General features: G+C 51.1%; 11 protein-coding genes. 7 read left to right on the top strand and 4 right to left on the bottom strand.

The features are described from left to right. Window positions 1–92 precede the first annotated feature (92 nt). From GmarT_RS15530 to GmarT_RS15505, 6 genes are all read left to right on the top strand, one after another. On the top strand, window positions 93–1,013 hold the full coding sequence (locus GmarT_RS15530; protein WP_002643578.1) for a DUF4132 domain-containing protein: 921 nt from the start codon (window positions 93–95) through the stop codon (window positions 1,011–1,013). Then, window positions 1,010–6,082, top strand: a complete 5,073-nt coding sequence (locus GmarT_RS15525) for a hypothetical protein (protein WP_002643579.1) — start codon at window positions 1,010–1,012, stop codon at window positions 6,080–6,082. Before GmarT_RS15530 ends, GmarT_RS15525 begins: the two co-directional genes overlap by 4 nt. A gap of 2 nt (window positions 6,083–6,084) precedes the next feature. Next, complete coding sequence (locus GmarT_RS15520; protein ID WP_002643580.1) at window positions 6,085–7,311, top strand: ATP-binding protein; 1,227 nt, start codon at window positions 6,085–6,087, stop codon at window positions 7,309–7,311. 130 nt (window positions 7,312–7,441) lie between these two features. Further along, on the top strand, window positions 7,442–11,035 hold the full coding sequence (locus tag GmarT_RS15515; protein WP_002643581.1) for a DUF5682 family protein: 3,594 nt from the start codon (window positions 7,442–7,444) through the stop codon (window positions 11,033–11,035). Continuing rightward, window positions 11,032–12,795, top strand: coding sequence for a hypothetical protein (locus tag GmarT_RS15510; RefSeq protein WP_002643582.1), 1,764 nt, complete (start codon window positions 11,032–11,034; stop codon window positions 12,793–12,795). Before GmarT_RS15515 ends, GmarT_RS15510 begins: the two co-directional genes overlap by 4 nt. Before the next feature lie 138 nt (window positions 12,796–12,933). Next, entirely contained in the window at window positions 12,934–13,299 is a 366-nt protein-coding gene (locus GmarT_RS15505; RefSeq protein ID WP_149302953.1) for a hypothetical protein, read from the top strand. Window positions 13,300–13,496: 197 nt separating this feature from the next. Here the strand turns inward: GmarT_RS15505 and GmarT_RS15500 are convergent. The 4 genes from GmarT_RS15500 to GmarT_RS15485 all read right to left on the bottom strand — a co-directional run bounded on the left by GmarT_RS15500 (window position 13,497) and on the right by GmarT_RS15485 (window position 18,824). Continuing rightward, window positions 13,497–14,671, bottom strand: a protein-coding gene (locus GmarT_RS15500; protein ID WP_230682490.1) for an IS3 family transposase whose coding sequence is annotated in 2 segments (ribosomal slippage) — window positions 13,497–14,398 and window positions 14,398–14,671 — 1,176 coding nt in all. Because the reading frame shifts where the segments join, the coding sequence is not laid out codon by codon here. Between the two features lie 522 nt (window positions 14,672–15,193). Next, entirely contained in the window at window positions 15,194–16,456 is a 1,263-nt protein-coding gene (locus tag GmarT_RS30400) for a reverse transcriptase domain-containing protein (RefSeq protein ID WP_002643586.1), read from the bottom strand. A 2-nt stretch (window positions 16,457–16,458) separates the two neighbouring features. After that, complete coding sequence (locus GmarT_RS15490) at window positions 16,459–18,000, bottom strand: hypothetical protein (RefSeq protein ID WP_002643587.1); 1,542 nt, start codon at window positions 17,998–18,000, stop codon at window positions 16,459–16,461. 35 nt (window positions 18,001–18,035) lie between these two features. Beyond that, a complete protein-coding gene (locus GmarT_RS15485; RefSeq protein WP_149302951.1) occupies window positions 18,036–18,824 on the bottom strand; it encodes a helix-turn-helix domain-containing protein in 789 nt (262 codons plus the stop codon). Window positions 18,825–19,173: 349 nt separating this feature from the next. On the opposite strand from GmarT_RS15485, the gene GmarT_RS15480 reads away from it, so the two are divergent. After that, window positions 19,174–19,563: a hypothetical protein gene (locus GmarT_RS15480; RefSeq protein ID WP_149302950.1), complete on the top strand. Its 390-nt coding sequence runs from the start codon at window positions 19,174–19,176 to the stop codon at window positions 19,561–19,563. The last annotated feature ends 270 nt before the right edge of the window (window positions 19,564–19,833 follow it).

The raw sequence follows: 19,833 nt of genomic DNA, 5'->3' as shown, positions 1-19,833 counted from the left end.
AGGTGAGTTGCTCTGCAGATGTAAATATGGTCATAATGTTCTCTATTCACATCTGATATGGACCAATCTTCTCTTACTGGGAGTCGACAGGTATGGCGGCTGCGGAATCGAGCGTCAAAAGCAAAGCGATCGAAGATATCTCCTGGCTGGATGCAGAAAAAGAATATGCATTAGGAGTACACCGGGGAAAACTGGTTTGTCGCAATCCGAAAGGGAAAAAATTAAGTGCCGTGCCCAAGTGGCTCAAAGAAACAGAACTGGCCGAGCAGCTTTTGGCGCTGTGCGAGTGGCTGGCCGATCATGAAATGGAATGTCAACACCGCATCGAAACCTGGATGCTGCGATCACTGCCGGTACCCCGCGATGCGGTAGAAGCAGTCTGGGCTGACCCTGTCTGGTCCGACGCATTACGCAATATGGTCGTGACCCCACTGGATGCCAAGGGCAAGGCGAATACTGAGCAGACCGGGCTGCTGCGAGATGTGGTGGCGAAAAAGGGAATAGGCGTTGTCGACCGCGACGGTGAAACCCAATGGATCAAAGCTGCCCAGATTTTGATTCCGCATCCGATTCTGATTGATGGTCTGGAAGATTTACGCGAAATTTCCGTTGATCTCAAATTTTCACAGGCGATCAATCAACTGTTCCGCACCGTCTTTTCTGCGACCGCAGCACAACAGGATCTAACACGCATCACGGATTTTCAGGGGGGGCGATTCGCGCAACTCAATTTTGTAACGTCCCTTTGTAAACGCCTGGGAAATCCGGTGAGAGGTGGTTATGCCTGCAACAAAATCTGGGAGAACTCCATCCCGCTGGAAGCGCGGTTCTGGGTGGGAGACGAATATCCCGAGTCGGAAACATCTACGGGAGAATTGATTTTCGTGAACGAGGAACAGGTTCCGCAGAAGATAGAGGATGTGGGACCGGTGACCTTCAGCGAAGGGATGCTGATGGCTTCACAAATTTACGCCAAGCGTCAGGTTGAGAAAGAAGAAATTGACAACTCATGAGTACGACAACCATTAAATTAGCCGCTGGGGGACTTCTGCCGATAAAAACCAAGGCAGATGAGGTGACCACAGAATCGATTGTTGCGCGCAGCTATCAGCATCCGGCACTCAATGGTCGACCTGTCATCCGACTGGCGTCTGAGCGACTGGGTGAAGCGGAAGATCTGGCGATGGATTTTCTGGGCTTTGAACCACCGGAGATTTCTCAGGCAGTGGGAGTGCAGCAGCGAGGGAGCCTGGGATTCGCGGCCTGGGCATTGATCAATGATCCGGAGAATGCCCGGTTTGCTCTGGACCTGGTCAAACAGATGAAGGGGACGGCTCGCAGGGCAAAATCCAAACCGGGACATGCCTGGGATGCGTATGTGGAAATTGCCCGGGAACTGGGGCGTTCTGCCCGACATTTTCTACCTCCTTACTGGGAAGAGGTAGGGAGAACCTATAAAGATCTCGGTAATCAGACCTATGCCGCGCGGTCTTTAAATAAGTCTCTGGAAGCAGAACGCGTGCATGCTCTGGAATCAGATCGGGAGCGCCGCCGCGATGTCGTTTTAGAGTTTGTACTTTCCGGCTGCCTGGCGGGAAAAGCGTTGTCTGAATATTCGCAGGATCTCTCAGACCAGTACCCTGCAGAAGAGGCCTTTCAGATCTTTCAGGATTTATGTGTGCGACGAACGCGTGGCGGAATGGCGCCGTGGGCGAATCTGCCGAAAGATTTTATCAAGCTGGCGAAAGCCGCTGATTTGGATGTCGATACGGAACTGGAGCAGTGGCTGGAAGAGATTGTTGAAGCCCCTGCTATGGGCCGGGCTTCGATGCAGTTCTGGAAGTCCTGCAGTAAGCATAGTCAACGGATCGTAGCGCGGAAACCTGCATTTGCCATTGCACTTTTGCAGCAGACCAAGCCGGAAGCCGATCGCTATTATGAAAGTAAAACGGATGTCTGGCTGGAACTGCTGGAACAATGGGGCGTACTTGAATTTCTCTGGGAAGATCAATATCAGGGGGCACCACCACTGGGCGAGCCAATCGCGATCTGGCTGGGGCGGCTGATTGGGGAACAGGTACCCGCATCGAATCAAATCCTGGAGATGTTCAGAAAACTGATACCTCGTTTAAATCAGGAACAGACTCCTTTACCTTTGCAGGTAAGCGGCCGCTATCGGGGTCGCAGTATTGATGTGGACCTGCTCGAAGCGGCTCTGGCGAATGGGATTCCCGTCGCAGATCCTGTGGGAGGTTGTTCCATTTCCTTTCTGGGCTGGCTTGAGATCGATAATGCACACGAATTTCGAAATCAGGATATTGTGTATGCCGGTCAAGATGAGCGGTTTCGCGCTGTCATTCTGAACGATCTGGATTCTGCTCTCATACCACGCCCGGGGGAGCGGGTGCTGGGGGGATATCGAATCACCGCCGAACACCAGTTCTTTCCCCAGGCAGCCGGCGACCGTCCGGGAATTCTGGGATTGTGGCGCGAACACACGTCAGAAATGATTGATCAGTTGGAACAGAGTGGACTGGCCAGCTTTATCGATATCAGCGTCCGGCTGCAAAAGACCCTGTGGCCGGATACGTTAAGACTGTTTCCCGATCTGTCCAAACGTCTTGCCGATTTTGATCCGACAGAAGTCATTCAAAAGACCCTGCAGGCAGGAGTGATTGATGAGTATGGTCTGCCTGCATTGGAACAGGTGATCGAAGAAAATCAACTCAAACTGGAACTCGATTCGTATCGAGTCCATTGTTGCTCATTGACTTTTCCTGCCATCGTTTTGAATGACAGCACTCATGCTTATGTGATCTCAGGTGACGGGAGAATCAAAAAGCACGAACTACGGATTCCTGCCAACTGCCACGTTCAAGGAATAGAGGTGGTTGGCGAAGATCTGGCGGTTGGCTACCGGGATACATCCTGGTCAGATTATTTTTACTGGTCGAGCAACCCCGAAAAAACGTACTCCATCAACTTTTCACTGGGTAATCCCCGAGAACATCTTTCGGTTCAGATGCCGGATGGTGGTGCGTTTCGGGGAAATCGAATCGTTCATGCGGGAGACAAGCAACCTCCGATGGGAATGCGGTTTTTCCACGATGGTGATCGGTTCTGGCGGTTCACGCAGGAGTTCGATTATGAAACGAGTGAATACCAGTCGAAGTTGCTGGAAGTCAATCCGGAGACAGGTGCTGAAATTCGCGCGAGTCTGCCGGCCTGGTTTGAAACAGAGAATAAGGAAAAGACAGAGTACTTGTTCTCGGAGTTGCTGCCCGCTCCTGTGGGAACTGAGCACACGCCTTTGGGCACGCAGGGTGGTATGCTGGGCTGGAAAGCAGTCCAACGCAGTGATGGTACTTATTACGGAGAAGGGATTGATGGCCGTCGCTGGGATCAACCTTTGATCGATGGTCATAACGGCACTCAGGCTCCTATTGGATTATTAAAACAGCCGGGAGGTGACGCGTTTCTACCTGTGTCTGCGCAAGGTGACACTCGCGGTGGAGCCTGTTGTGTGTGGGATCCGACAGGCACAACAGTGGTTGCGCGCCTGCAGCCCTTTCATTTTGGGTTTGCCGCCGGTCAGAGTGTGCTGCTGCCGATCACGTTCTGGCATTTGATGCAGCCTCGACATATGGCTTCTTCGCGTAAATTACGTCAAACCAGTCTGGATCAGTGTAAAAAACTCCTGCAGGCGGTCAATCTGGATCTGGATCAAATTAAAAAAGAGCTGAAACAGAAAAATAAAAAAGAAATCCAAGTTGAAGAACTCCAGTTTCCACAGCTGCATTCTGAGTTAACAAAATGGCTGCCTGAGGCACCGGAGCGGTTACTGACCGGAGTGGCAGGCAACATTGCCCAGGCTGCGATGAATATCAAAGCTTTTCAAGATAATCTGACAGACCTGATTGAGAGTTCAGAAAAGGAAGATTTCGGCTCAACTGCTAAAGAGGATCAGGCGATTGAAGCGGCTGGTATTTCCTGGAATCTGCCTCGCACTAATTATTATGGTCTCCACCAGGAGGGGGCTTCGCTGAAAAAGCATTTGAGTGCCGTGGCGGCATTTCTGAAGGGAGAGTCAACGGGGAGCGATCTCCCCGGTTGTCCAGTGATCTGGTTCACCTTATTAAATGACTTAGCTTTACAAAGTTGGCGCGCCTACTGGCGGGCGGCTGCCTCAAATCTGGAATCAAAAGAGAATGTTGAGATTCTCTGGATTGAATTTCTTGAATTCTGGAATGAGCTGAATCTGGCCTCGCTGCCGGGCAAATTCAGTATCATGCAAGGTTGTCCTGCCAAAGCAAAGCTGAAACAGTATGGCGGTTATGATGTTGACGTCGAGGGGGGCGCGTCCTACACACTGGAAAAGGGGAAAGACCAGTTTATCGTCCTGGAATGTTTACGCTATAACGAAATGCCTTATGAAATTCTGCGTTACTCGACAGCCAGGACTCCCGGCAAACCTCCTGGAATGAAAGTGGAGAATATCCGTGACTTGAAACCGGATCTCGGTTTCGAAGAAACAGCTGAATTCATCCAAGCCGCACGAAAACAAGAAGGGCTCGCATTACCTTCCAGTTCGGAATTAAAAACGATTGCCGAGCGACTGGGGGTGACACCCGCGGAAATTGCTTTGATCTGGCTGGCAGGCTTGAAGATGGACGCGTATGCGAATAATTTCATGCCTTCCGAGATCCGCAAAGCTTTGGGATTGAAAGTCACGGAAGTCAGCGCTGCCAAACAGTCATTGCAAAACATGAACCAGGATCTGTTCAACCAGCTTTGCCGGTCCCTGGTCGCCTGTAACGCTGCCGCGCCCTTTGCGGAAGATCATACAGAAGCTTTTGATTCGCTGATCGAGACCTGGGAAACCAGTATGCCCCGGCGTTTACCCCTGGATGCCGGACTGCAGAAACAGCTTTCCGCACTGGCAAAAGCGTCGACTTGGCAGCGTGTCAGCCACGAGCAACTGCTCAGTCTGGCTGCTGATCCCGGGAGAGATCCATTGCTGCAGCTACTGGAGATGCGTATCGAATATACGGAAGACGGGAATGTTCCAGACCTGGATGTCTTCGCAAAGAAACGGCAGATCACGATCACACCTGATATGCTCAAATCGATTACTCAGCTGGTTGGTCTGGTGCATTACTTCACACCAACGGGTCATGCAGCACGCGGCATGATGCCTCCCTTGATCAAGCAGGTTCACAAGTTATTAAACAGTCCTAAAACGTTGATTCCGTTACGTGTTATTTATCTGCACAATCATGACGAGAAGAGAAAAATACCGACTCCCCAGGAGTGGCTGAATCAGAATCTGGGAAAAGGGAAAAAAGATAAAAAATATCCAATTTACAGATATGATGATGAATTGATTTCCGCCGCGTCCTGTGATGCGATTCATCAGGTGCTGACTGCCTTTCACCCTCCTGCGCTCAGCAGCTCTGCTGAGATGAACCGACTGCTCGCAATCGAAAACCAGATAATACAGGATGAATATTATTCAGGCCTGCAGTACAGTCTGCAGACTGTGGTTCTCTTACTGAGCCCGGGCTTTAAAAAATTGGAAAAGTCAATTCTCGCTTCCGGATATGAAGCGGACCAGTGGCTGCAGAATCCACTGTTGACAGCTCCTGATGTTGTGGCAGAGATTCAGAAGAAATATAAGATTTCAGAAGACGCCGCCGTTTTGTATGCTCAACTGCTCGCACTCCCCGATCCTTCGACGGTGAATCTGCGGACCTGGAATGGCTGGAAGCTGGCCCTGATCAAAAATGCAGCAGCGGAACTGATCGACAAGGAACTCGTACTGGAAGCCAAACGGGCTCGAGCAGGGCGAAACATCTTCCTGCCCGGTGAATGGACCGAATTGAAAGCTCCCTTGCTGCCTCTGGAAACCTGGAAGATCGAGCATCTGGTTGAACCGGATCTGGAGTATCCGGTACCATTTCCTGTTGGCGTCCCGCTGGTATTGAGGCCTTTTGAAGAATTATTTACTGCAGCCTGGCAGCGAGTAAAAGACGGTGATGAGCCGCGTTACGAAGAAGTGAAACGGAACCGAAAGAAAAAATAACCATGGCAAAGAAAAAAGCAGTCAGGAAGTCTGACCGTGATCAGTCTGCGGAAGCGTCACCGATGACAGATACAGCACACAGGCAACAGGCGCCCGCGGAAGAAAAATATGCAGCACAGCTGACGTTTCTGTCTGCGATTGATACTTCTCCCCGACCTGCCGGCTGGCAGCTCTCACCGGAGCGGGTCGTCGATTTTCTATGTGGTACGGATGGGGAATCGATTCGCGCCCCGGCTGCAGCCAAACTCCCCGCTGATTTCCACAGGTCAATGAAGCTGGAAGCGAAATTTGTCGGTCCACGATCTCTGGTAGAACGTTGTGTGGTCACACTGGCAGGCGAACGGGGACTGTTACTCGTCGGGCAGCCAGGTACGGCAAAAAGCATGCTGGGGGAACTGCTGTCGGCAGCGATCAGCGGAACCAGCGCCCTGACGATTCAGGGGACAGCGGGGGCGAGTGAAGATCATCTGCGATACGGCTGGAACTATGCGATGTTACTCGACCAGGGGCCACGACCAGAGGCACTTGTTCCTTCACCTGTGCTCACGGGGATGAAACAGGGGGCACTCGTGCGAATCGAAGAAATAACCCGCTGTCTACCTGAAGTGCAGGATGCGCTGATCAGCATTCTCAGCGAACGCCGCCTGATGATTCCCGAGCTCAGTGGAGAGGCCGGCAGTGTATTTGCCGCTCCGGGTTTTAATCTCATCGCGACCGCCAACCTGCGTGATCGGGGGGTGTCCGAAATGTCGGCAGCCTTGAAACGCCGGTTCAATTTTGAAACAGTGATGCCGATTTCAGATCCGCAGCAGGAAGTTCAGCTGGTAGGTGATCGGTCCAGAGCGGTCCTGCAGGAGTCCGGAATAACCCCAGAAGTGGATCAGCGGTTGCTGGAGATACTGGTGACGACATTTCGTGACCTGCGGGACGGACGAACGGATGAAGGCTGGTCGGTGGAACGACCGGCAGCTGTGATGAGCACAGCCGAGGCAGTGACCGTTGCTGCGGCCATCACACGACAAGGTGCGTTCTTTGCTTCGCAGAAAGATCCCGTCTCGCTGGTTCCCGGATATCTGCTGGGGGTGGTCTTCAAAGATAATTCGGATGATCGGGACCGACTGCTGGCGTACTGGGACGGCCCGGTTCGCAGGCGTAGTGAGAGTGACTCGCTCTGGAAGCGGATGTATGATCTGCGGCACGTACTGGAAGATGCGGAGTTGGAGATCTAGACTTTGTTCAAGTTTATAAACCGACTCCGGGGCCATTAGTACGGATATCATAGTATGAAAGTCGCAATGGATCATGGGGAGGCACACCAGATTGGACCGGGTTTGAACGAAGGGAGAACACAAAAATTCAATGCGAAGTGCACCACCCGACAGGGATGACCTGCCAGAAGATGTTCTCAAGCAGATGGCCGATTGTACGACCCCGTGGCTGATTGGGGTCCGACACCATTCTGCTGCGCTGGCACGGGGGCTGCCCTTTCTGCTGGACCAGTATCAGCCTGAAGCAATCCTGTTGGAGATGCCACCCGATTTTCAACGCTGGCTGCATTACCTGGGGCTGCCAGAACTGGAAGCGCCTGTCGCGCTGGCTGCCTGTGGTGATGCGAAGCTGTTGTCCTTTTATCCGCTGGCGGATTTTTCCCCGGAACTGGCAGCCATACGCTGGGCTGATCGGCATGATGTTTCGGTGACTTTGTGTGATCTGGATCTGACTTCGATGGCCTTGCTTGACTCGCAGGAAATTCCGGATGAGAACCAGTCAATAGGTACCAGCTGGCTGGAGAGACTGCTGGCCAAAACGGGGGTTCGCGACACCGGGGAACTGTGGGATAAAATGGTGGAGACGCCCGCTGTCGGTTCCTCACCGGAGTCAATTCGCCGGGCGGCTTTGCAGTTTGGCTGGATGATCCGGCATTCATCCGGGGGGCCCTCTTTTCATGATGTACATCGCGAAGCGGCGATGCGCGCTGCAATCCAGTCTGCTCCCACCCGTACCGCGGTGATCGTCGGGGCGTTTCATGCGGCAGCGCTCTTGCCCGAACCTGTTCTCTGGTCAGCGCCTGCTCCCCTGAAGCAGCAGGCAGCAGGATCCCCACCAAAGACGCTGGATACTTCGCTGATACCTTATTCTTTTACCCAACTCGATCAGCGAAGCGGCTATCCTGCCGGGATTATGGATCCGGTCTGGCAGCAGAGTATGTTGCAGGTGGAAACGGTAGCAGCAGGTAATGAACTGGTCGTCGATCTGGCAGTGAAGCTTTGCCGCGAGCTTCGACAGGCAGGACATGTGGCAGGTACCCCGGATGCGATGGAAGTCGTACGCTTCGCTCGTGATTTATCACAGCTGCGGGGGTATCAGGTTCCGGGGCGAGCGGAATTTCTGGAAGCGGTCGAAACTGCTCTGGTGCAGGGAGAACTGCTGGGACGGGGGCGGGCTGTAGCGGCGGCGGCACAGACGGTATTAGTCGGATCGAAAACAGGGCAACTGCCCGCAGGGACACCACGCAGCGGTCTGGCATTACAGATTGAAGCCGCCATCAAGCGATTGAAGCTGCCGGGCCCTGATTCTGTGAGTCATGAGCCTCGCGAGCTGCGACTTGATCCGCTGCGTTCTCCCCTGGATCGTGCCCGCGCGGTTGTCTTGCGTCGTTTATGTCTACTCAACCTGTCTTATGCCCAGCGAAAGGATTCGGCACAAACCGGACACCGGGAAAACCTGACCGAAGTCTGGCGCGTGCAATGGACTCATGCGACTGCTGCAACGGTCGAGGCCTCCGGAATCAATGGGGCAACCCTCGATCAGGCCTGCCAGGCGTTCATTCAACGGATTCAGCATCAGGCTGCAGACGGGGTTGAAAGTGAGACACAGCATCCGGCAACCCTGCTGGCACGTCTGAATGTTGCCGCCGAATGCGGACTGGGTAACATTACGAAATCACTACTGTTAGAGTTGCAGGCAACGTTCATGCAGGCTGCCTCACCTTCACAACTCATAGAAGCCGCCTCACTCCTGCAGCGCATTTCTGCCGGTCATATCTCTGGTTTACCACTGGATGCGGAGGATGCCGTGCCTCCGGATGTTGAACTGTTTCAGGTGCAGCCAGAGTTGTTGAAACTGCGACCACTGGTAGAAACGGCGCTCTCACATTTAAAAGGGCTGCTTGGTTCTACTGACCCCGCCGATGTCATCCTGCTGACTGATCTGGCGGCAATGATTACAGGTGAACTCTCTGGCAGCGTGGCCGGGAATCAGGAACTGTCCTCACTGCTTCCTGCCTTACGGGATCAGCTATCACGGCTGAGCAGGCAAGGATCACCGCTGATGCAGGGCGCTGCCTGGGGGGCACAGGTTGCAGCAGATCTGATTGCGGCTGATGTCTTCCAGGCCTGTCTGGCAGGCTGGTATGATGCGGCGAGCACACATGAAGGACGAACGAAAGTCAGTTTGAGGCTGAATGGCCTGCTGGTGCCACTGCTGCCGCTGGTATCAGTTGATCCGGTCTGGCTGTCCGGATTGGCAGAGCGCTTGGGTGATTCAGCAGATGACGAATTTCTGGTGCGCCTGCCAGCGCTGCGGAAAGGTTTTCTTTCGATTTCGCCAGCTGACCGAGTCCGCTTGTTGAGGGATCGTCTGCTCATTTTAGAACCGGATGGCCCGAGAGGCTCACATCTGCATCATCTGGAAAATCCGGAACGTCTGGCTCAGTCACTGGTTGCCGATCGCAAAGGCCGTGAAGCAATTGCGAATTTATTTCCGGATTTTCCATTGCGACAGTTAAATATAAAAGATCCCTTTGCGAAACCGATACGAGTGGCCGAAGCTCCTGGAGAGATTCCACTGGCTGATCGCTGGCGGCTGATATTAGGTGTGAAAGGCTGCTCGACTCCGAAGAGTCAGCAGGTGGCAGGGACCCTGGATCAACTGTATGGCGGTTCGGAGCGAGAGGGCCGTGGTCTTCAGGGAGATCTGGCATCTGATCGGGGAGGGACTGAAGCTGCAGCGCCTTCCGTCCGGGAGTGGATTTCTGATGTCGAAAGGTTATTCGGTAAAGATGTTTGCGAAGAAGTTCTGGGTGAGGCTGCTGTCAATGGTCGTGCCGCGGTTTTGGAGCACCTGAATCATGCCACGGTGAGACCTTCTGTCGAACTGTTGGAGCAGGTGCTCTCATTACGCGGCGCACTTTCAGAACGTGAACTGGGTCTGTTGCGGAAACTTGCCCGGAACATTACCGAGCGGATGGCAAAACAGCTGGCGAATCGTCTGAGACCTGCTTTGCATGGATTGAGTATCGCCCGTCCGACGCGTCGTCGCAGTCCGCGTCTGGATTTCGCCAGAACATTGAATTCCAATTTGCATACCGCCTATCGCAAAAGTGATGGCCGGATCTCGATTGCTCCGACGCGTCTGGTTTATCGTCTGCCCGCCAAAAGGCAGATGGACTGGCATCTGATATTTGTGGTGGATGTTTCCGGATCAATGGAAGCTTCTGTGATATACAGTTCCATGATGGCCGCGATATTTTCAGCTTTACCGGCCATCGATGTCAAGTTTTTTGCCTTCAGTACACAGGTGATTGATTTTACCGGCAGGGTAGAGGATCCATTGTCGCTTCTGATGGAAATTCAGATCGGGGGAGGGACGCATATTGGCCTGGGGCTGCGGGCGGCGCGCGAGTCGATTACAAATCCGTCCCGGACGCTGGTGGTACTTGTGACCGATTTTGAAGAAGGTGTGTCGGTGCCGGAGTTGTTGTCTGAGGTGGTCATGCTGTCCAGTTCCGGTGCAAAGCTCATCGGATTGGCGGCTCTGAATGACGAGGCGAAGCCCCGTTATCATGCGGGAACAGCCGCGGCAGTGGTGCAGGCGGGAATGCCTGTCGCAGCCGTCAGCCCGGAACGACTGGCGGAGTGGGTGGGTGATCAGATCCGCGGAGGGACAGCATGACCAAACCCCCGCGCCCCACGGTTTCTCCCAACGTCGTTGCTGCGATCATTGATGCAACGCCGGACCGGGTCCGAAGACGCCTGGATCGAAATCCCCAAGCCGCGAAGGAATGGCGATGGCAGTGGGCACAGACCACCTGGCAGGTGGAAGCTGGTAACGAAACGGTAGTCTTCTCTGGAACTCACCTGGAAACTATCGATCAGATGGTCTGCTCCTGTCTGCTGGCACCCCATTGTTTTCATATTGCCGCCTGCCTGACCAGTCTGGATGTGGTTTTACCTGATGCGGTTTCTGCGGAGAGTGCGGAGTCTTTCGAAGAGCAGGGGGAGGTCGTAGAAACGGAGCTCAGTCCCGGGCAACGGCAGGCTGCCTCAGAATTCGTGCGGGCCCTCACTCGGATTCTGGAAGCTGGTGTGACCAATACCGGCGTGCTGCTGCAGTCACAGTTATTACGATCGGTACATCAGTGCCGCGCCGAAGGTCTGCACCGCGCTGCCGTCACCGGGTTAAGGATTATGTCCGGCACTCTGGAATTCCGTAAGCGTTCACCCGAGTCTGATCCGTTACAACTGGCATTGGATATTGCAGACGCATTAGAAACAACACGGCGGTTGCTGGATGAAAAATCGGTTGCCCCATATTGGGTGGGAACCTCGCGTCGTGCGCAATTTCCGGTTGAACCCGGGAAATTACAGGGCCTGCTGGCCGAACCTGTGCTGACTCGCAGTGGCTTTGCGGGGGCGACTGTACTGTTTCTGGGGGGAGATAGTCGTTTTTATTCTGTTGGTGAGGTCAGACCCGGTGATGAGCAACTGGCGCGGGACGCCTATCGGGGCGGAGTTGAAATGGGCTCATTGATCCAGCCCGCACACAAACTGGCACGCAGTCTTTATGTGGGGACCGGACTCACGGCATCACTACAGGGACGACTGGGACGCGGAAAAAAAGTGAAGATCATTGAACAGGGGACAGCGTCCTGGCAGAGTCGGGATGTCCAGGCTCTGTTTCAGCGACCAGTGCTTGATCAGTGGAATGGCGTCTTCCAGAGAGCCGTACTGCCTGAAGTAGAGCAACCTGCCGGCTGGGATCTGGTTTTCCTCACAGGTAGCGTACAGGGGGCGTATGGTTCTGCGCTTCTGTTTCAGCTTACTGAGAACGGTGCGGTGCTGGAACTGGCGATCGAAAATGAGCATCCGGCACTTTTTTATCGAGAAAATCTGCGAATGCTCAGTCATGCACCCGGCCTGCGTCTGCAGATCATCGCGCGAATCAGGTTGCAGGAACCTGACAGAATATTTCCGCTGGCAGTCACACAGGATATTAACCCGGCTCCTGCAGTGCAGGAACCTCGACTGGGGTTGTCGGAGAAGCTACAGGGATGTCTGTTACTGGGCTTCGATGAGTTACAGAGAAGTCATCTGGTGAATGCAGAAATTCACGAATTCATTTTCGACAGGCATCCGCAGGCTGAGGAATCTGATGTTCTGAGCAGACTGCAACGCCGCTGGGTGGCACTGATGATCGGGGGGGCTACAGCGCAGCGTAAAACAACCCAGAGTACGTCAGGAGACGAAATCAGCCTGTTGCAGCGGAATGGTTATGAAACTGCAGCAGCGTTATTAGACCAATTTTCCCGAGTCGCTTCGGTAGAAGGACCGTCTATCGTTCATGTCTTTCTGGCAACGGCTGTTTACCTGAAGCATGCTCAATACGAGTTAATCAGATCAGCAGCGCTGGAGCGACTGGCATCTGTGGACTGATCTCTTGAGTGCATACAAAGCTGAATTGTGAAAGCGTCTGCCCGTGCATTGGAGAGCCGATACATCGATACTTACATTAGGGTATTTGGGCAGCGACCACCATTCAATCCGGTAAATCACTGAGATGGAGCAAGCATCGTGAAATTACAGTTCAGTGTTGCAGCACGCAACAGAAAGTTCTCAAAGGCAATGGATCGTATTGATCCCCGATTCACTGCTCTGACTGATACTTATGAGAGCGTCGAGTTGGCTCACCCAATACATGAGGCAATTCTCGTTCTAATTACTGACAATAAGGATTCAGGATTCCTTGAGGAAGTTGAGAACAACGATAGCTTCTTTCAAGTCTTGGTTGGTTGTTCACTTCGTGGTGGTGACGATGAATTGGCTGAAGATGTATTCGAGATTCTGCAAAAGGCAATGCGACTCTGCCCATTCGCCACACCAGACCACGAGACATTTGAAGCGTTGTTTGAGCGATTGCGGCCAACAGTTCTGAGCTAAAGCTCCCGGCGCTTTTGGCTTCTCAAACTTTGTAGAGTGTGCCGGCTTGAACGGTTGCAGCTTAGCCGGTTGAGTTGGCTTTCATGGTTTGAACACCGGCACGAAGGAGCGACCCCAAAACCTGGCCGCTTCTGTGCGTCAGCGGCTGATGTGGTCATCATTCGAATGTGACAGGCCCCCCATTTTCGTACCAGTTGTTATGAGAGTAATTGGGTATCAGCAGTGTATCTCTGGAAGGCGGACGGAGTCCGACTGGAAGAGATACACTGCTGCGAAAATTGTCTCGGGGTGAGGTACCCCAGCGAACTGTGCGGACGGACCTCGTTGTAAAACTCCTTCCAGCTGTCTGTCTGCTTCCGGGCGGATCTCAGGTTTTCAAATATCTCACAGTTCATGAACTCATCACGCACCCGACTGTGAAAGCTCTCTGCGTAGCCATTCTCCCACGGACTGGCCGGCTCGATATACAACGTTTCCACGCCAATCTGTTTCAGCCATTCACGAATCGCCTGGGCGACGAATTCACTGCCGTTGTCACTCCGGATATGTTCCGGCACGCCGTGCGTCTTAAATAATTCAGCCAGGACATTGATCACGTCTTCACTGGTGATGTGACGGTCCACCTTCAAGACCAGGCATTCTCTCGTATACTCGTCTAAAACGGAGAGCCACTTGAGCGTGGTTCCGGTTTCTGTCCGATCAAAAATAAAATCCCAGCACCACACATGGTTTTTCCTTTCCGCGCGACGGAGATGGCAGGCATTCGCGCCTGTACCCAACGCACGCTTTTTCTTCTGTTTCCGGGGGACTTTGAGCCCTTCTCGACGCCACAAACGATAAATCCGTTTGAGATTCACCTTCCAGCCGTCTGCCTGGATCATCCTGCCGATACGTCGATATCCAAAACGAGGATGACGACGTACCAGGTCCAGGATTTGCTTCAGCAACGCCGGCTCGTCATCGGGCGGTTCCGACTGGTAGCGCTGACTGGAGCGAGGTTGATTCAACAGTTGACAGGCTCTGCGTTCGGAAACGTCATATGTATCCTGCAGATGCTGAACGGCCTGGCGTTTGCGAGAAGGGCTTACCAGTTTCCCTCCGCGATTTCCTTGAGCATGGCTTTATCGAGTTCAGCTTCAGCGAGCAGTCTTTTGAGCCGACCGTTTTCCTGCTCCAGTTCTTTCAGCCGTTTGGCCTCTTCGGCCTTCATCCCGCCGTACTGAGTTTGCCAGCGGTGATAGGTCGGCTCACTGCCCCCCAGTTGCTGGCAGACTTCGCCAATGGTTTTTCCAGCATTCAGCATCGCCTCGGCGTCACGCAACTTGCGGACAATCTGTTCCGGGGTATGCCGCTTACTACGTCGTTTCGTCATGATCGTCTCCTTAGAAAAAGTCTATTGGAAACTCTCACAACAAATGGATCAAGTTAAGGGGAGCATGCCAAATGGATGGACACTTCCGGTGACTGAATCAGAATTCGCCCTATTAAAAAGAATCATTCGCGCGCAAAAATACTGTCATGATCACTAAACCAATCCATAATAAATCAGGGATTCATCGGGGCAAGGTGCAGTGAAAATATGAAATCTCATTTAAGGTGTTGTAGTTGCGCACAAAGATCCTGTTTTCGCATGTATTAACATCGAACTCTTAGATTATCATGGCAATTATCTGAGTGGCTAAATTCAATCTACTTCATACTTCTTGTTTCTGATTAACTGTAGTATTGGTTCGCTAGTCGAAGTCTAATACTCAATGTGGGGCACAATTCCCACTTTTCCGCCATTTGCGAAAAGTTCGGTGTGCGAGAGCACACAGCAAGCAAAGTAATAGAAGATCGATACTGAGAAGAAGTGAGAAGTTCATACTCAGTAATAGTGACTGTGAGAGCGGAATCATCTGCTGTATCTCCTGGTGAGATTCAGCCAGCGTTTTCTAGCTTCTCTGGCAGTATTCAGGAGTTCTGATCTTGAGAATTCCCGGAATCCTTTCTGGAGAGCCATGCTGCTCACTCGATCGACTATACCAGGTGCTATCGAGTTCGTGAGGGTAGGTCCTACAGCATTGATCCATCCGAGCATTGTCCTTCTAGTCGCCATGACAGGTTTGGGACTGCCTTTTGTCATTGTCATTCCTGTATCCAGGTCTGAATATGCTGATTCGGGTATGGATAGCTGGATTTCTCCGTTTGTCCAATTTGGAATCAGACCCAGTAGAGTTCTGTTATGGTTTGGGTCTCGGATGTCTTGAGGTGGCCCGTCTTCGCGTTTCAGTCTTAGTTGGGCTTCGCTCAGGATCTCATTTGCTGTTTGTAGGATCTGTTCTCCCTCATTACTGTCTCTGCATAGATATGTAGTGTTATCCACATATCGCAGTTGGGTTAATCCTGGAAACCTCACTGTCATCACGGTATCCAGGCTGTTATGGAGAAACGACTCCATAGCGACCGGGCTGTAAGGCGAACCTTGCTCGAGTCCAGTCGTGTGATGGGGGCCACACTGACCCCTAATGATTCGTTCTACCAGACTCATTAGGTCTGGTTGATTTAAGTACGATTGTTGGGTATGTAGCACTTGCTCAATCGGTGCACTGGGATAACAGTTTCTGATGTCATCAATTGCCAGCACATATTTTTGCTCGCGCCAGATCGCCTGTTGCATAATCGCATATATTAGCCACACATCTCTTCCATAACCTGATAGGATGCGTCTCCAGTAATCGTTCAGGCACAATAAAAGTGCTTTCATTACGACTCGATCGAACAGAGTCGGTATTGCCAATTGGCGAGTTCCACCGTTTGTTCCTTTCGGAACCGGGACCTCTCGAGTTAGGCCAGGGCAATACGTACCTTCCGTCAGCTCTCTTGCGATCTGTTTCAAGATCGCATTCCGTTCAGTATTTGAAACGTCGCTGAATGTAATACCATCGACGCCAGCTGCTTGTCCTCCGTGTTGTTTCAGCCATTCATATACTGCACACAGGTTGTGATACTTAGCGAATTTCGCAATATCAAATGATCTCGGATTTGAGCCGTAGACCTTCGGAATGCGATGATCTCTGCGCAAAGAATGTACCTGATGCTCTATGTTTAGCGGGAGCACCGCTCTATCCGGACGATTTGGTACATTTACAAATGAGGTGAGAGATCCACTGGTCATGTTTAAGCTTTGAAATAATTAATGATTCGTTCAACCACAGGTATTTCACGCACGCGATAGATATCTTTTTTGCGAAATGCCTGACGCCGCATTCTACTCCAGCCAGCAGTCTGCCGACTGAAATTATCAAGAAAGTCAATAATGAGAAGTGGTTTATCAGGATTGGATATTTTCTGGTACTGCCAGGAATTCGGAATTTGATTGATGTCAGTCCCTCCACCAGCCCATACGATGATGTCGGAACAATAACCGCTGAACTTCCTGGCAAAATCAACCAGCACGATCTGTTTTCTCCCTTCATGGAACCCTGGGGGAGTACTGATCCTGCGACGTATGCTGCGGGGAAGTCCACGCAGATTATAGTTGTTAATTTCCAGGTATATAGGCCATTCAGGTAATCTACGGGCGAGTTGGATGGCATGTTCCAGATGTTGTACTAATATGGACACGGAATATCGCTCTCGTGGATGATTGTCCTGCCACCTGGTAATATCCCGATAGGGGCTTCCGGAAACAGTTGCGCCTGCTGACAGCGCAATGGATAGATCCCTGATCCTGTCATTCCGTAGATCCATAGTCGTATAACACAGAGGTGATTCAATGCGTCGCCGACTGGATCGACCACGATTCCCCGTTGGTCCAAGTGGAATCAAAGCCAGGTCGATCTTACGTCGAATGCGACTATTAGGCATTAGATCTATCACCTGAAAACCAAATACTGAGTTAACGGTTTTTAACTCGTAGGGGGATAGTGGCTGTTTTTTTCGATGGCGAAAAATTCCGAATAATCGGAATCTGGCATCAATCTGACTTAACGCACACTGCGCATGATCCAGAACACAATCATATCCATCGAGTAGAATCACGATGTCACTTTTCGGGAAATCATAGTCGGCTATGTCAAGGAATTTAGACAAGATGATCCGAGGCATGGGAGCATCATCATGAATTACGAAGCTATGCTGGTTTTCTACCAGGAGCAGGTTCCCGGAATGAATGATCTCAGGAGGAAGTAATTTTCGTACATTGTTAAATGTTATTTGTAGATCAGAGCTATATCTCCCCAGAATGATAATGCGAGAATAGGGATATGCCACACAGAGCTCAGCGATTAATACCGATTCGTCAAATTCACTTGAAACCTTGATCTGACCGCGGTGATTCTCCGCGACAAACCAGGCAAGCGGTGGATAGAGGAGCTGTGGGATATAGCGAGGATCGTGTAAGCTGCTGATCCGCGGTGATTGAGTTCGCTCCACAAGAAGCCGACCAAGGTAATTGGCAATTAACCTGAGAGGAGCAATCAGACCTGCATTAGGGTTTTGGATTCCATCCGGAGGTGTGAGGGTCGATGTGCCCTGGCTGAGATTTTCAATAAACCCATTAATACCGACATCCCGAGTGATTTTGCGATTTTTGAATAACTCTTGAAAGCACTCGTCGAGCTGGGTCTCCATACTGATGTGATGACCATTCCGGTAGAATACGATCGGGCGAGATTCCTGCTCCCGTTCTTGGTCATGATATTCTGCTTGCTGTGACATGCATCTATTCGATCTGCAGACAAATGGAGAAAGACTCAATAATTACGAATTAGTTGAATCACAGTTCCCGCAATCTGTTTAACGTCTATAGGGATCAATAGATCCTCCGAATATGAATTTTCGGTCTGATTTTGATTTCGGGATTTCGATTGATGAGAGGGCCTGTTTTCTAATTCAATACGTCTCCGCAGTTTCTCATTTTTATCCTGTAAATTCTGATCTGGGTTTTCGTTTCCGACGCTATAGATCAAAGGTAGCTCATCAGCCTTGTGTTTTACCGTGAGCAATTCCAGTTTAAGCAGTTTCCCGGCTGCAGAATGAGTTAGGATAACAGCATACTTTTGTTCTAATACCTGGAGATTCGATCTCCAGTGGGTAATGGCTGTTTCTATAATCAGCAGATCTTGTGGCAGGATTACAGCAGGCATCGGTTCGCCCTGAAAACAATTAATAGCCTCAATTGCGTAACGGGTTGGCTGATATATTGATGCAGGCAGCGCGAGATTTTGTGTGGTGTGCAGCGCCTTATGTCTTGAGGGGAGGCCAGGAAGTAGAGCATTAGATATCGGGATGAGAAATCTTTCTTCGGACGGCTGAAAAAGTAGTGGTTCTCCAAATCCAGTCTCAAGCCATTTCTGGTTCACGCTTGTAATTGCCGCAATCCTGCTGAGAATCTCTTTTCCCGCTTCTTGTTGGCCGTTAGCAATTTTTGCGATCACTGAATGGGAACAACCAACTTCTCGAGAAAATTTTCTTTGTGAGCCATTTGAAATTAAGTCGATTAAAATAATGATTCGTTGAGATTTTGGTGATAGTTTTTTCATTTCTGATCGTCTTCGATTTACATTTCAATTGACTCTGTTATAAACTTATTCATGGGTAGACAGTGTTGTCAATTATTGTAAACTCGTTGGTTCGCGGAGTCAAATCATCAAAGAGACGGTCACTAACCTAAAATTAAATTGCCCTTCGATAGATTGCTGCAGTGATAGGTAGTAGAGGAGCTAATTCAAAACGATTCCAGTGCGTCTGAATTCTGATTCTCAGGAATGATTTTTTGACTCTCCTCGACACCATACATCCCCGCGCAGCATGATGTCCGGCATTTCTGGGGTAAATGGCGTGATGATCCTCGTGGTATTTATTAACCAAACATGTTCGAGGTTTCGAACAATGAAAAATAAATTTGCTCTACCAGTTGGTGATGGTCCTCAAGATGATGATCAAAAAAACATTGCCGGGGAACTTCTTGCAACTTATCAATTTAAATCTGACTACCGGCCATCAGATGAAGCAAGATGTATGGCAGATTGGTTAAATCGTGCTGTTGCCCTCCGGGGAAAGTCACCGATACGAATGGCAATGCTGTTAACCCAACGGTCGATGAAGCTTGGGCGCACAAAATATCTCATGGTAACACAAGCGATGTTGACAGAGGTGTCGATAAGCCGAGTTTCTGCCTACGAAGCTTTAGAAGCGTTGGCATCAGCAGGATTGATTACTGTGGATCGGCGCCAGGGAAGATGTCCCATGGTTTCGATACTTCATTCTTGTATAAAATAAGTCGCTTTACCTGGATCGCTGAATGAAGTATGAAGGTGGCAATATTCCAGAGGTACAAGACCGTTGTTTACAGGGAGCACGGCATTAACTGGTCGATTATGAAAACGGGCAGTCTGTTTCCGGTAATAATCCAGAGGGCATAGTATCAGGCTTATTTCCAATGCGATAAATAGAAACCAATTTGGAATTTCGGACTTCGCTGAGAGCGGAAGGTGAAGACTCGTCGTCAGTAAATCAAACTGGGCTTTATCTGAGGGACTGTTTACTGTT

This window comes from Gimesia maris (assembly GCF_008298035.1).
GTDB classification, from domain to species: Bacteria; Planctomycetota; Planctomycetia; order Planctomycetales; family Planctomycetaceae; genus Gimesia; species Gimesia maris.
Note: the sequence above shows the minus strand (reverse complement) of the source record. Positions and strands in the feature narration are given on the sequence as shown.